12 protein-coding genes and 1 riboswitch are annotated in these 14308 nt (G+C 72.1%); of the genes, 5 read left to right on the top strand and 7 right to left on the bottom strand.

Features of this window, described 5'->3' with window-relative positions; translation table 11 throughout:
- Positions 1-207 precede the first annotated feature (207 nt).
- The 5 genes from ABNF97_RS11510 to ABNF97_RS11490 are packed head-to-tail and all read left to right on the top strand — an operon-like array spanning position 208 to position 6355.
- Positions 208-1485 carry a glycosyltransferase gene (locus ABNF97_RS11510; RefSeq protein WP_349338506.1) on the top strand — a complete coding sequence of 426 codons (1278 nt, stop codon included), beginning with the start codon at positions 208-210 and terminating at the stop codon, positions 1483-1485.
- Complete coding sequence (locus tag ABNF97_RS11505; protein ID WP_349338505.1) at positions 1482-3191, top strand: ArnT family glycosyltransferase; 1710 nt, start codon at positions 1482-1484, stop codon at positions 3189-3191. Before ABNF97_RS11510 ends, ABNF97_RS11505 begins: the two co-directional genes overlap by 4 nt.
- Positions 3184-3795 (top strand): GtrA family protein, encoded by a 612-nt coding sequence (locus ABNF97_RS11500; RefSeq protein ID WP_130460273.1) that lies wholly within the window; start codon positions 3184-3186, stop codon positions 3793-3795. The genes ABNF97_RS11505 and ABNF97_RS11500 overlap by 8 nt, the downstream gene beginning before the upstream one ends.
- Positions 3792-5873 carry a galactose oxidase early set domain-containing protein gene (locus tag ABNF97_RS11495; protein WP_349338504.1) on the top strand — a complete coding sequence of 694 codons (2082 nt, stop codon included), beginning with the start codon at positions 3792-3794 and terminating at the stop codon, positions 5871-5873. The genes ABNF97_RS11500 and ABNF97_RS11495 overlap by 4 nt, the downstream gene beginning before the upstream one ends.
- Positions 5870-6355: a hypothetical protein gene (locus ABNF97_RS11490; protein ID WP_349338503.1), complete on the top strand. Its 486-nt coding sequence runs from the start codon at positions 5870-5872 to the stop codon at positions 6353-6355. The genes ABNF97_RS11495 and ABNF97_RS11490 overlap by 4 nt, the downstream gene beginning before the upstream one ends.
- A 14-nt stretch (positions 6356-6369) precedes the next feature.
- Here ABNF97_RS11490 and ribH read toward each other — a convergent pair whose 3' ends face one another.
- The 7 genes from ribH to ABNF97_RS11455 form a co-directional block, all read right to left on the bottom strand.
- The gene (gene ribH / locus ABNF97_RS11485) at positions 6370-6849 is read right to left on the bottom strand and encodes a 6,7-dimethyl-8-ribityllumazine synthase (RefSeq protein ID WP_130460276.1); all 480 of its coding nucleotides are present in this window, start codon (positions 6847-6849) and stop codon (positions 6370-6372) included.
- A gap of 2 nt (positions 6850-6851) precedes the next feature.
- On the bottom strand, positions 6852-8123 hold the full coding sequence (locus tag ABNF97_RS11480; protein WP_130460277.1) for a bifunctional 3,4-dihydroxy-2-butanone-4-phosphate synthase/GTP cyclohydrolase II: 1272 nt from the start codon (positions 8121-8123) through the stop codon (positions 6852-6854).
- A gap of 156 nt (positions 8124-8279) precedes the next feature.
- Positions 8280-8936, bottom strand: coding sequence for a riboflavin synthase (locus ABNF97_RS11475; RefSeq protein WP_349338502.1), 657 nt, complete (start codon positions 8934-8936; stop codon positions 8280-8282).
- Between the two features lie 2 nt (positions 8937-8938).
- Positions 8939-10000, bottom strand: coding sequence for a bifunctional diaminohydroxyphosphoribosylaminopyrimidine deaminase/5-amino-6-(5-phosphoribosylamino)uracil reductase RibD (gene ribD / locus ABNF97_RS11470; RefSeq protein WP_349338501.1), 1062 nt, complete (start codon positions 9998-10000; stop codon positions 8939-8941).
- A 160-nt stretch (positions 10001-10160) separates the two neighbouring features.
- Positions 10161-10332: riboswitch (FMN riboswitch) on the bottom strand.
- A gap of 80 nt (positions 10333-10412) precedes the next feature.
- The gene (locus tag ABNF97_RS11465; RefSeq protein WP_130460280.1) at positions 10413-11420 is read right to left on the bottom strand and encodes a response regulator; all 1008 of its coding nucleotides are present in this window, start codon (positions 11418-11420) and stop codon (positions 10413-10415) included.
- The gene (rpe, locus tag ABNF97_RS11460; RefSeq protein ID WP_130460281.1) at positions 11417-12094 is read right to left on the bottom strand and encodes a ribulose-phosphate 3-epimerase; all 678 of its coding nucleotides are present in this window, start codon (positions 12092-12094) and stop codon (positions 11417-11419) included. The genes ABNF97_RS11465 and rpe overlap by 4 nt, the downstream gene beginning before the upstream one ends.
- A gap of 38 nt (positions 12095-12132) precedes the next feature.
- Positions 12133-14256 carry a xanthine dehydrogenase family protein molybdopterin-binding subunit gene (locus ABNF97_RS11455; protein WP_349338500.1) on the bottom strand — a complete coding sequence of 708 codons (2124 nt, stop codon included), beginning with the start codon at positions 14254-14256 and terminating at the stop codon, positions 12133-12135.
- Positions 14257-14308: the final 52 nt, after the last annotated feature.

The following is a 14308-nucleotide window of genomic DNA, read 5'->3' as shown; positions in this document are numbered from 1 at the left end:
CGAAGTAGGGGTAGCAAGATCCCACCTGCGCAAACAACCTCTGGTCGGCTCGCCGCGGTACCGCCGGGCGCCCGCCTGACAGAAACCCGCCAAACCTCACCTCGACCGGCGGCAAACATTTGACGCGCGCCCCGGAATACCGTTTCATCGTCGCGGGGAGGCCGTAGTCCGGAATTGCCGTTCACGGCTCGGCGGAGAAGAGGTCTCATGGCGGCAGTCGCTATCGTAGCAATATCAACAATTCTCTTCGTATTTGCCTCGGTCACCCTCTGGTGGACGATGCACGCCTGGCGGACGCCCGAGACCCTGGCCGGTACCCGCTTCGCGGCGCCGGACGGCACGCACTCGCTGTCCTTCTCGCTGCTCCTGCCGGCCCGACACGAGCAGTTGGTGCTGGAGCACACGGTGCTGCGGTTGATGCAGTCGACACACACCAGGTTCGAAATCATCATCATCGTCGGGCACGACGATCCGGAGACGGCCGCCGTGGCGAACCGGCTCGCCGAGACCCATCGGCACCGGGTCCGGGTGGTCGTCGACACCAACACCGTGAAGAACAAGCCCCGGGCGTTGAACACGGCACTGCCGTACTGCCGGGGCCTGGTCATCGGGGTCTTCGACGCCGAGGACCAGGTGCACCCGCACCTGCTGGAGCACGTCGACCACGCCTTCCGGGCCACCAACGCCGACGTCGTGCAGGGCGGCGTCCAGTTGATCAATTTTCATTCGAGCTGGTACAGCCTGCACAACTGCCTGGAGTACTTCTTCTGGTTCCGCAGCCGGCTGCACCTGCACGCGGACAAGGGATTCATCCCGCTCGGCGGCAACACCGTCTTCGTACGGGCCGCCGCGCTGCGGGCGGTCGGCAACTGGGACGGCGACTGCCTGGCCGAGGACTGCGACCTCGGCGTACGGCTCTCCAGCCGGGGCGCGAAGGTCGTGGTTGCCTACGACTCCACACTGGTGACCCGGGAGGAGACACCGGACTCGCTGGCCGGACTGATCAGGCAGCGGACCCGGTGGAACCAGGGTTTCCTCCAGGTCCTGGTGAAGGGCGAGTGGCGACGGCTGCCCTCCTTCTGGCAGCGGATGCTCGCCCGCTACACGCTCACCGGCCCCTTCGCCCAGGCGTTCTCCGGCCTGGTCGTGCCGCTGGGAATCCTCATCGCGATCTTCTTCGACGTCGGGATCGGCGCCGCGCTGGTGAGTTTCCTTCCGCTCGCCCCGATGGCCGCCACCGTGATGTTCCAGGTCGTCGGCCTGCGTGACTTCGGCCGCCTGTACCAGCTCCGGATCGGGCCGATCGACTACCTCCGGCTGGTGGCCGGCGCCTTCCCGTACATGCTCGTGCTCGCGGTGGCCGCTGTCCGGGCCGTCTGGCGGGTCCTGCGCGGACGCAACAACTGGGAACTGACCGCGCACGTCGGCGCCCACCTCTCCGGCGTGGGACCGGCGCCGGCCATCCGTGAGGGCGGTGCCGCATGAGGACGACCGCCGGGCCGCCGCTGGACCCGCCGAGGCCCGAGGAGGCCACCGTGCTGCGCACCTCGACCGAGAAGGCCGTACGCCTTCCGGCCGCGGCGCTCGGCCCCCGGACCGATCCGGCCGCCACCGAGGTGTTGCCGCGGATCATCGGCCCCGGTCCGGCCGGTCGGCACCCGGCCGGCCGGCACCGCCTGCGGGGCTGGCGACCGGGTGTCGACTTCCTGCTCGTCAGCGCACTGCTCGTTGTTGTGTTGTCGGTGCAGGCATGGAACATCAGCGGTTTTCCGAACGTCACCGACGACGAGGGGACCTACCTCGCCCAGGCCTGGGCGGTCCGGGAGGGGTTGGGGCTGGCCCACTACACCTACTGGTACGACCATCCCCCGCTGGGCTGGATCCAGCTCGCCGCGCTCTCCTGGCTGCCCGCGCTGCTGATGCCGGACCAGCTCGCCGTGGTCACCGGCCGGGTGGCGATGCTGCCGGTCACCGGTGCCAGCCTGGTACTGGTCTACCTGTTCTGCCGGCGGCTCGGCCTGGCCAGATGGACCGGCGCGGTCGCGGTCCTCGGCTACGGGCTCTCCCCGCTCGCGGTGACCATGCAACGGCAGATCTATCTGGACAGCTTCGCGGTGCCCTGGATGCTCGGCGCCTTCGTGCTGGTCCTCTCCCCGCGCCGGCACCTGTGGCACCACGTCGCGGCGGGCGCCGCCGCCGGGGTCGCCGTGCTCTCCAAGGAGACGATCGTGATCGTGCTCCCGGCCCTGGTGGTGGCCCTCTGGCGGGGCACCGCACCGGGCGGGGTCCGGCCCTTCTCCTTCGCCGGCTTCTTCACCGGCCTGCTGCTGGTCAGCATCGGCTATCCGCTGTACGCACTGCTGAAGAACGAGCTTGTCCCCGGCCCGGGACACGTCTCGCTGCTCGGCGCGCTGCGGTTCCAGTTGCAGGACCGGGCCGGCTCCGGAAGCGTCTTCACCGCCGGCAGCGATGCCCGGGAGGTGCTGGACTCCTGGCTCTTCTACGATCCGGTGCTGATCTACGCCGGAATCCTCGCCGGCCTGCTCGCCCTCGCCGTACGCCGGCTCCGACCGGTGGCGGTCGCGGTGACGCTGCTGCTGGTGGTGGCGCTGCGCCCCAATGGCTACCTGCCCGCGATGTACGTCATCCAGGCGCTGCCGTTCCTGGCCATCGTGATCGCCGGAGTCGCCGAGGCCGGCGCCGGCCGGCTGCTCGACCGGCGGGGCAGCACCGGGCGGGCCGGGCGGAGCCTGCGGGTCGGCGCCGTCGTCGCGGCCGGCATCGTCGCCCTGGCGGTGGTGGTGCCCCACTGGTCCGAGGGAAACCTGCGGGCGATGACGGCCGGGGACAACGGCAGGTACGCCGCCGCGCTGTCCTGGCTGCGTGCCCAGGCCCCGGACCGGTCGGACCAGACGATCGTCACCGACGACGTGCTCTGGCTCGACCTGGTCGACGCCGGCTACCAGCGGGACCGGGTGATCTGGTTCTACAAGCTGGACCTGGACCGGGAGGTGGCGCGGCGGCTGCCCGACGGGTGGCGGGACGTCGACCTGATCATCTCCACCCCGTCGATGCGGGCGGACGACAACCCGCTGCCCACGGTGGACCTGCTGCTGGTCAACTCGGAACCGCTGGTCACCTTCGGCAGCGGCCCGGACCGCATCGAGATTCGCCAGGTGGGCCATGACTGACCGGGCAGCGAACACCGCTGGCGACGACCGCTCCGACCACCCGCCGTACGTGGTCGTCCGGACCCGGCCGGACCGGATCGCCGAGGTGCCCTACACCTTCGCGGACCGGTTCGCCGGCCGGTCGAAGTCCTCCGTCCGCGAGGGACTGCGGTTCCTGCGGCACCTCACCGTGCTGCGGCTCGGCCGCACCCGGGCCCGGATGCTCGGGTACGGCGTCATCGGACTCTCCGGGGTGCTGCCCAACCTGGTCACCCTCTGGCTGCTCTCCGCCGTGCTGGGCGTGCACTACCTGCCGGCGGCGATCGTGGCGACCGAGGTCGCGATCGGCTGGAACTTCGCCCTGACCGATCTGCTGCTCTTCCGTCGCGCGCCGCGCCGGCACACGCTGCGGGCCCGGCTCGGTCGCTTCGTCGCGCTCAACAACGCCGACCTGCTGGTCCGGATCCCGCTGCTCGCCGCGCTGATCGACCTGCTGCACGTGAACGTGCTGGTCGCAAACCTGATGACCCTGGTGGCCGCCTTCCTGGTCCGGTTCGTCGTGATCGACCGGGTCATCTACGTCCCCGCCCCCGAACCGCCCACCACCGTCCCGGAGGCACCATGAGCATCGACCGCTGGCGCCCTGCCCGACGCATCCTCGGGCAGCTCCTCGCCGTCATCCTCTTCCTGGCGATCGGCCTGGTCGGCACCCCCGCCGCCAGGGCCGCCGGCAACCTGCTGCACAACCCGAGCCTGGAGCAGCTCACCTCCGGGTTCCCGACCTGTTGGGAGGCGTCCGGCTGGGGCGACCAGCAGTTCAGCTTCACCGTCTCCGGGGACGCCCACCACGGCGACAACGCCATGCGGATCGACATCACCTCGACCGCCGGCCCCGGTGACCGCAAGCTGATGATGCTGGAGACCTCGACCTGCGCCCCCTCGGTCACGCCGGAGCACCAGTACGACCTGTCGGTGTGGTACAGGTCGTCCACCCCGGCCACCGCGGTCACCGTGTTCCGGCACGACACCAGCCTCGGCTGGCAGTACTGGCTGGATCTGGCGACCCTGCCGGTGGTCGGCGAGTGGACCGGGACGAGCGTGCGGACCCCGCCGGTGCCGGCCGACACCGACCGGCTCACCTGGGGGGTGAGCATCTACGGCGTGGGGTGGCTGCTCACCGACGACTACTCGATGGTCGACGCCACCCTCGACGAGCCCGGCGAGACCTGCACCGACACCGAAGCCTGCGAGCGGGGTGAATGGCAGGTCATGCCGTACGAGTCGCCGGTGCGGGCCATCCACTCGGTGGTGCTGCACGACGGCAGGGTGCTGCTCATCGCCGGCTCGGGCAACGATCCCGACCACTTCGCCGCCGGCAGCTTCAACACCGCCCTGTACGACCCGGCGACCGGCGCGTTCACCAGCGTTGCCACCCCGGCCGACCTGTTCTGTGCCGGGCACGTCCAACTGGCCGACGGCCGGGTGCTGGTGATGGGCGGCAACAAGGACTATCCGAGCGCCGACGGCACCGTCGGCTACAAGGGGCTGCCCGACTCGTACGTGTTCGACCCGGCGACCGGGTCGTACACCCGCAGCAACGACCTGGCGGCCGGACACTGGTACCCGTCGGCGACGATGCTCGGCAACGGCGACGTACTCTCCCTCGGCGGCCTCGGCGAGGACGCGAACGGCACCGTGGCCGCCGAGTACTACGACGCCGCGCAGGAACGCTGGCTGCGGATCTGGGAGGCGAACCAGACCTGGTCGTTCTGGGGCCTCTATCCGGCCATGGTGCTGATGCAGGACGGCCGGCTCTTCTACACCGGCAGCCATGTCTTCGGCAACGGACTGCCCGGCACCGGTGCCTCGATCTTCGACTACCACGCCGGCACCATCACCGACGTGCCCGGGCTGCGCCGCAAGGACGAGCGGGACCAGTCCGCCAGTGTGCTGCTGCCGCCGGCCCAGGACCAGCGGGTGGCGACCTTCGGCGGCGGCAACATCGACACCAACCTGGACGCGCACCGGCTCACCGACATCATCGACCTGAAGCAGACATATCCGGAGTACCTGCCGGGGCCCGACATCCCGACCGGCACGCTGACCGGCGGCGTCCCGCAGACCGTCACCCAGGGCAAGATGTACGTCTCGGCGGTGCTGCTGCCCGACGGCACGGTCTTCGAGACCGGTGGTGCGCTGCACAACCGGGCCGACCCGGTGCACGAGGCGTCGATCTTCGATCCGCAGACCGACACGTTCACTCCGATGGCCGCCGACCCGGTGCCGCGCGGTTACCACTCCTCGGCGTTCCTGCTGCCGGACGGCCGGGTGATGGCGGTCGGCGAGAACCCGGGCAACGGCACGTTCGACATGCGGATCTCGATCTACTCGCCGACGTACCTCTTCAAGGGGGCCCGGCCCGTGATCACCTCGGTGGCGAACACCGAGTGGGGTTACGGCAGTACCCAGCAGGTCACCGTCGACTCGGCGGTGACCCGGGCGTCGCTGATCCGGCCGGCGGCGGTCACCCACTCGTCCGATCCGAACCAACGCTTCGTGGAGTTGCCGATGTCGGTTGAGGGAAACACCGTCGGGCTGAACGTGACGAGCAATCCGAACATCGCGCCGCCCGGCTGGTACATGCTCTTCGTGCACAACGCCGCCGGAGTGCCGTCGCTGGCGACGTGGGTGAGGCTGGGATGAGCCGCCGGACACGATGGACGACGGCCGCGCTGGTCGCGCTGGTCGCCGCGGTGGTGATGGCCGGCTGGCGAGCCGACAGCCTCGCCGCCCGGCCGGACGGCAGCCGACCGTCCGAGGCGCCGACCGGCGGGGTCGGGGCGCCAACGGGTCCGGTCGGGACGCCCACCAGCCCGGTCGAGGTGTCACCGGCCGCACCGCCGCCCCGGATCCACCCTTTCGCGCGGCAACCGCGCCGCGCACCGCACCCGCCGCTGCCGTCCCCGACCGCGCCGCTGGTCATCCCCGAGGGGTACGACGGCTGTGACCACGGGTACGGCGAGGATCGGGCCGTCTGCGTGCCCTGGCGGTTCCCGCCCGGGGTCCGCGACCGCTGCGCCTGGCTGTCGGCCCACCGGTACCCGCCGCTGAAGGTGGTCAACGACCGGGACCGGCACGGCCTGGACCGCAACCGCGACGGCACCGCCTGCGGCCGGGGAGACTGACCCGGCGTGCCCGGTCAGGGCCGGGCGGCGATGTCCCGGATCGCCACGGCGGCCTCCAGGGCCGCCGCGGTGGCCGCCCAGCCCTTGTCCTCGACCGAGTCGGGCAGCCCGGCCCGGGCCCGGGCCTGCTCCAGGTCGTTCACCGTCAGCACGCCGTGCGCCACCGGCTTCCCGCTGTCCAGCGCGACCCGGGTCAGCCCCTCGGTCACCGACTGGCACACGTAGTCGAAGTGCGCGGTGGCGCCCCGGATCACCACGCCGAGCGCGACCACCGCGTCGCAACGCCGGGCCAGCGCCTGGGCCACCACCGGCAGCTCCACCGAACCGGCCACCCGGACGACCAGCACGTCGTCCACCCCGCAGGCCTTCGCCGCGGTCACCGCACGGTCGACCATGTGGTCGGTGAGTTCGCCGTGCCACCGTGCGGCCACCACCCCCACGCTCAGCCCGGAGGCCTCCACCGTCGACAGTCCCGGCTCCCCGAACCCCGCCATCGTCACGCCAACCTTTCCGTCAACTCCGCGAGTTCCGTCAGCTCCCCGGCGTCGGCCGGAGTGTCCAGTTCGTCCAGCAGGTGTCCCATCCGGTCCCGCTTGGTACGCAGGTACCGCACGTTCTCCGGGGTGGCCCGGACCGGCATCGCCTCCCGGCCCAGCACGGTCAGCCCGTACCCCTCCAGCCCGGCCCGCTTGGCCGGGTTGTTGGTCAGCAGCCGCATCGAGCGGACCCCGATGTCGTAGAGGATCTGCGCACCGGTGCCGTAGTCCCGGGCGTCGGCGGGCAGCCCGAGGTCCAGGTTGGCGTCGACGGTGTCCCGGCCGAGGTCCTGCAACTGGTACGCCTGGAGCTTGTGCAGCAGGCCGATGCCGCGCCCCTCGTGGCCGCGCATGTAGAGCACCACGCCCCGCCCCTCGGCGGCGACCCGGGCCAGCGCGGCGTGCAGCTGTGGGCCGCAGTCGCAGCGCAGCGAGCCGAAGACGTCCCCGGTCAGGCACTCCGAGTGCACCCGTACCAGAACGTCCTGGCCGTCGCCGAGGTCGCCGTAGACCAGCGCGATGTGCTCGGCGCCGTCCTGCCGGGCCCGGTAGCCGACCGCCCGGAACGGCCCGTACGGCAACGGCAGCCGGGTCTGCACGACCTGCTCGACGTCGGTCTCGGTACGCCGCCGGTACGCGATCAGGTCGGCGATGGTGATCAGCGTGATGCCGTGCTCGGCGGCGAACTTCTCCAGGTCGGGCAGGCGCATCATGGTGCCGTCGTCGTTGACCAACTCGCAGAGCACCCCGGCGGGGCGGAGGCCGGCGAGCCGGGCGAGGTCGACGGCCGCCTCGGTGTGCCCGGGGCGGCGCAGCACCCCGCCGGCCTTGGCCCGCAGCGGCACCACGTGCCCGGGCCGGCTCAGGTCGGTGGCGTCGGTCGCCGGGTCGGCGAGCAACCGGATGGTGTGCGCCCGGTCGGCGGCGGAGATGCCGGTGCTCACCCCCTCCCGCGCGTCCACCGTCACCGTGTACGCCGTGCCGCGCTTGTCCTGGTTTGTGTGGTACATCGGTGGCAGTTCGAGGCGGTCGCAGTCCTCCTCGGTCAACGGCGCGCAGATGTAGCCGGAGGTGTAGCGGACCATGAACGCGACCAGTTCCGGGGTGGCCCGGGCGGCCGCGAAGATCAGGTCGCCCTCGTTCTCCCGGTCCTCGTCGTCGACCACGACGACCGGTCGGCCGGCCGCGATCTGGGCCAGCGCCGCCTCGATGGTGCCGAATTCCGTGCTCATGCCGGCACTCCGCTTCGCTCCGTGCCGTCACGAGGCACATCCGCACTGAGCCGACTGATTCGCTCGCTACGCTCACTCATGCCGGCACTCCGCTTCGCTCCGTGCCGTCACGAGGCACATCCGCACTGAGCCGACTGATTCGCTCGCTACGCTCACTCATGCCGGCACTCCGCTTCGCTCACTCACTTTCACGGCCTCCAGTCCGTCGACCGGCGCTCGCCCACCGGTCGTCAGCAGTCGTTCGACGTACTTGGCGAGGACGTCAACCTCGAGGTTGACCGGCTCGCCGACACCCTTGCGGCCCAGCGTGGTGGCGGCCAGCGTGGTCGGGATCAGCCCGACCGCGAAGGTCTGCCCGGTCAGCGCGGCGACGGTCAGCGACACCCCGTCGACGGTGATCGACCCCTTCTCCACGACATATCGGGCGAGGTCGGCGGGGAGCGAGAAGGTCACCGTCTCCCACTGCTCGGCCGGCTCCCGCCCGACGATCTCGGCCACCCCGTCGACGTGCCCCTGCACCAGGTGCCCGCCGAGCCGGCTGCCGAGGGTGGCGGCCCGCTCCAGGTTGACCGGGTCACCCGGGCGCAGCACACCCAGCGAGGTACGCCGGAACGTCTCGCCCATCACGTCGGCGGTGAACGTGTCGCCGTCGACCTCCACCACGGTCAGGCAGACCCCGTTGACCGAGATCGACTCGCCGTGCCGGGCGTCCGAGGTGACCACCGGGCCGCGGATCGCGACCAGGGCGGAGTCGCCGCCGGTCTCGTCCCGCCGGACCAGTTCGCCCAACTCCTCCACGATGCCGGTGAACATCCTCAGCCCTCCGTCTTCCGGGGAAACGCGGTGACCCGCAGATCGGGGCCGACCGGTGCGATGTCGGTGAACTCCAGGTCGATGACCTCGGAGATCGTCTGTGGACCGGCGTCGGCCAGGGCCGCCGGGCCGGCGCCGAGCAGCTTGGGTGCCAGGTAGCCGACCACCTTGTCGACCAGGCCGGCGGCGAGGAAGGCGCCGGCCAGCGTCGGGCCGCCCTCCAGCAGCGCCGCCCGGACGCCACGCCGGTAGAGCTCGGCGAGCAGCCGGGTCAGCTCCACCCGGCCGTCCGGGCCGGTGCCGACCTCCCTGGCGGTCGCCACCCAGGTGGGTGCGGCGCCGTCCCGGACCCGGGCGTCGAGCGGGGTACGACCGGCGCTGTCCACCACCACCCGCAGCGGCTGCCGGATGGCGAGGGTGCCGTCGCGCAGGTTCCGGGCGGTCAGCCTCGGGTCGTCGGCGAGGACGGTGCCGACCCCGACGATCACCGCGTCGACGGTGCCGCGCAGCGCGTGCACGTCGATCCGGGCCGCCTCGGAGGTGATCCACATGCTGGTGCCGTCCGCCGCCGCGATCCGCCCGTCCAGGGTCGCCGCGTACTTCCAGATCAGGTACGGCCGGCCCCGGCGTACCGCGGTGAGCCAGGCGAGGTTGCCGGCCTCCGCCTCGGCGGCCCGTAGCCCGACCTCGACCTCGACGCCGGCCGCCCGCAGCCGCTCGATCCCGCCGGCCGCGACCGGGTTCGGATCGGGCACGCCGACCAGCACCCGGCGGATCCCGGCCGAGATCAGCGCCCCGCTGCACGGCCCGGTACGCCCGGTGTGGTCGCAGGGTTCCAGGGTCACCACCGCGGTGCCGCCGCGGGCCCGCTCACCGGCCTGGGCCAGCGCGACGATCTCGGCGTGCGGCCCACCGGCGTACGCGTGGAAGCCCTCACCGACGATCTCGCCGTGCGGGTCGAGCAACACGCAGCCGACCAGGGGGTTGGGACTCGTCGTGCCCAGGCCACGGGCTGCCAGCCCGATAGCCCGGCGCATCGCCTCGTCGGCGGAGACGCCCCCCATGCCGCTCCCGTTCCTTTCGCCCGTCGTCGTGGCGCGCGGGCGGGGCGGGAGGGCGCCGGCCGATGGCCGGGTGTGCGGCGGCGGAGCGTGGGGACGGCAGGCGCCGACCCCGGGGGACCACAGGGCGGCGCAGAGGCCGGCCCGGCGGGCCATCCGTCCCGCGCGCTGTCTCCCATCCGGACTGTCTGGGCGCGGGCACTGCCGCCCCCAACCGTCGGCCCTGGGTTCTCACCAGGTCCACCGGGCGGCCGAGGCCGACCGGGTCGCGGGCTTACCGGGCTTGCGCCCGGATCACCGCCGGTTCGGAATTACACCGAGTCCCGCCAGCGCGTGGTGGGTACGGATCGAGTCTTGCACGGAATCGGGGTCGTCGGGCAGGGGGGCGACCGACCTCACAGCAACGTGACCGTGCTCACTTCGCCCCGCGGCGCCGCTCCCCCGCCTCGGCCGCCGGTGTCCCCGGGGTACGCCGCCGGTCCATCGCCACGTACGACCCCGGCTGGCTCTTGGCCACCGTCTTCATCTCGGAGGCCGCCGCGATCACCTCCAGCGGGTCGGTGAACCGGCGCTCGGGCACCGACAGCGAGACCCCGATGGAGAGGGTGACCAGGTGGGCCCGCTGGATGTTGCCGCGCCGGTCCTTCAGCTCGACGTAGCCGCGCTTGGCGTCCTCCGGGTCGTAGAGCTCGTCGGCGGTCTTCTCGAAGTCGACCACGGCCCGCTCGGTCAGCGGCCGGACCTGCTCGGGCGCGCAGACGATCACGAAGTCGTCGCCGCCGATGTGCCCGAGGAAGGCCGGCGGCAGCCCGACCGAGACCACCGCCCGGTGCAGGCTGCGGGCCAGGGCGCTGATGAACTCGTCACCGCGGACGAAGCCGTACCGGTCGTTGACGCTCTTGAACCGGTCGATGTCGATGTAACCGACCGCGTAGTCGACGCCGCTGCGTACCCGGTCGCCGATCTCCCGGCGGACCCGGGTGTTGCCGGGCAGCCCGGTCAGCGGCGAGACCTCGCGGAACTCCTTGTTGCGGCGCAGCGTGGAGCTGATCCGGGCGACGAGTTCGGCGGTGTCGAAGGGTTTGACCAGGTAGTCGTCGGCACCGGCGGTGAGCCCGTGCACCTTGTCCACGGTCAGTCCCTTGGCGGTGAGCATGATCACCGGCAGTGCCGAGGTCATCGGGTTGGCCCGCAGCCGGCGGGTCAGCTCCAGCCCGTCGATCCGGGGCATCCGCAGGTCGACCACGGCCAGGTCGGGCCGGCGCCGCTCGATCACCTCGAGCGCCTCCTGGCCGTCGCTGGCGTGCACCACGTCGAAGCCGTGCAACCGCAGGTTGAACGAGACGAACCGGACGATGTCCTCGTCGTCGTCGACCACCAGGATCAGATCGGGCCGCTCCTCGGCGACCCCGTCGACGCTCACGCGGCGACGGCGCGCTCGGCGAGCCGCCGCAGCTCGGTCACGGCCGCGGCCGGGTCCGCCGCGCCGTAGACGGCGGTACCGGCGACGAAGGCGTCCGCACCGGCCGCCGCCGCCTGCTCGATGGTGTCGGCCGCGATGCCGCCGTCGACCTCGATCCGCAGTTCGAGGTGGCCGGCATCGACGTGCCGGCGGGCGGTCCGGACCTTGTCGAGCAGTTCGGGGATGAACCGCTGCCCCCCGAAACCGGCCTTGATTGTCATGATCAGCAATGTATCGAAGCTGGGCAGCAGGTCAAGGTACGGTTCGATCGGGGTGTCCCGGTCGATCGCCAGCCCGGCCTTCGCCCCGGCCGAGCGGAGGTCCTTGGCCAGCGAGACCGGGTTGTCGCAGGCCTCGGCGTGGAACGTCACGTTGTACGCCCCGGCGTCCGCGTAGCTCGGCGCCCAGCGGCGCGGGTCGGAGATCATCAGGTGTACGTCGAAGGGCAGCGCGGTCACGGCCAGCAGGCTCTGCACCACCGGCAGCCCGATGGTGAGGTTCGGCACGAAGTGGTTGTCCATCACATCGACGTGCAGCCAGTCCGCCGTGGACTCCACCGCCTGCACCTCGTCGGCGAGCCGGGCGAAGTCTGCGGCGAGGATGCTGGGCGCGACGATCGGCGCTGGTACGGTCACCGCGCCAGTGTACGAACGTCGGCCACCCCCCGCGCTCGTCACCCTCGGATCGCGGTACCGCCGGGGAAGAACCGGTCCGGGGTGATCGGCAGGTCCCGGACGCGTACTCCGGTGGCGTGGTACACGGCGTTGGCGACCGCCGCGGCGGTGCCGACGATGCCCAGCTCACCGATGCCCTTCGAGCCCATCGGGTTGACGTAGGGGTCCTCCTCGGCGAGCGTGTGCACCTCCACGCAGCCGACGTCGGCGTTGGTCGCGATGTGGTACTCGGCAAGGTCGTGGTTGACCACGTGCCCGAACCGGGGATCGACCACGCACCGCTCGTGCAGCGCCATCGACAGCCCCATCGTCATCCCGCCGAGGAGTTGGGAACGCCCCGTCTTCGGGTTGATGATCTGCCCGGCGGCGAAGACCCCGATCATTCGCGGCACCCGGACCTCCCCGGTCACCTCGTGCACCCGGGCCTCGACGAACTGGGCGCCGAAGGCGTACATCGACAGGCGCGCCATCTCGGGGTTCTCCGGCATGTCGGCGGCGGCCTCGATGCCGCGCGGCGGCGGGTCGGTGCCCTCTGCGGCGACCCGGGCCCGAAGCCGGCGGGCGGCCTCCACCACCGCGCTGCCCCACGAGGTCATCCCGGACGAGCCGCCGGCCGCCATCGCCGGCGGCAGGTCCGTGTCGCCGATCCGCAGCACGACCCGGTCGAGCGGTACGGCCAGCGCGTCCGCCGCGATCTGGGCCAGCGAGGTCCAGGTGCCGGTGCCGAGGTCGGCGGCGCCGATCGAGACCCGGTACAGGCCGTCCGGCTCCAGCCGGATCGCCGCCGAGGAGCCGGGCAGCCGGTACACCGGGTACATCGAGGCGGCCACCCCGGTGCCGACCAGCCAGCCGCCGGCCGCCCGCCGGCCGCCGGGAGTCGGATCCCGGCCCGCCCAGCCGAACCGGCGGGCGCCTTCGCGCAGGCAGGCCACCAGGTTGCGGCTGGAGAACGGCCGGTCCAGCTCCGGATCGAGCGCCGGCTCGTTCGCGATCCGGAACTCGACCGGGTCCCGTCCGCAGGCGATCGCCATCTCGTCCATCGCCGACTCCAGCGCGTACATCCCCGGGGTCTTGCCCGGGGCACGCATGATCGTCGGCACCGGCACGTCGAGCCGGACCATCCGGTGCGTGGTGCTGCGGTGCGGCGCCGCGTACATCACCCGGGTCGGCGTCGCCGTCTGCTCGGCGAACTCCTTGTGCCGCGCGGTCTGCTGCACCACCTCGTGGTCCACCGCGACCAGCCGGCCGTCCGGCCCGGCACCGAGCCGGACCCGCTGCACCGACGGGGTGCGGTAACCGACCTCGGAGAACATCTGCTGCCGGGTGAGCGCGAGCTTCACCGGACGACCGGGCAGGGCGAGCGCGGCCAGCACCGCGAGTACGACGTCCGGATGGGTGTGCAGCTTGCCGCCGAACGCGCCACCGACGTGCGGCGAGATCACCCGGAGCCGCTCCGGGGCGAGCCCGAGGAGCGTGGCCAGTGACTCCCGCAGCCGGTGCGCCCCCTGGGTACCGACGTGCAGGGTGAGCCGCTCGTCGACCCACTGGGCGATCGTCGAGTGCGGTTCGAGCTGGGCGTGCTGGTACCAGGGCGTGGTGTAGGTGGCGTCCAGCCGTACCGCCGCGTCGGCCAACGCCGCCGCCGGGTCGCCGCGCACGCTGTCGGTGGGGAACCCGCCGTTGACCACCTCCGGGGCGTACCGGTCCGGATGGTCGGCCCGCAGCTCGACGTCGTGCGGTCCGGCCTGGTAGTCCACCCGGACCAGGTTGGCGGCCCGGCGGGCGGCCTCCGAGGTCTCCGCCACCACCCCGGCGACGAACTGCCCCCGGTACGCCACGTCCGGCGTCTGCAGGACCACCAGTTCGGGGTCGTCGAAGGAGGCGACCCGGGGCGCGTTCTCGTGGGTCAGCACCGCCAGCACCCCCGGCTCGGCCCAGGCCAGCTCGGTGTGCACGGCGGTGATCCGCCCCACCGCGACGGTGGCCTGCACCGGAGACAGATAGGCCGGGTGGTCGACGGGGTGCTCGAAGGCGTACCGGGCGGTCCCGGTGACCTTCGCCGGGCCGTCGAACCTGTCCAGCGGAGTGCCGATGGCCCGGACCGGCAGCGTCTTCCCGTCCACACCTGCACTGTATGTAACGGAGTGTCCCCATCGACCCGCTTCCGCGGAAGTC

The sequence above is a fragment of the Plantactinospora sp. B6F1 genome (genome assembly GCF_040120695.1).
Lineage (GTDB): Bacteria > Actinomycetota > Actinomycetes > Mycobacteriales > Micromonosporaceae > Plantactinospora.
Note: the sequence above shows the minus strand (reverse complement) of the source record. Positions and strands in the feature narration are given on the sequence as shown.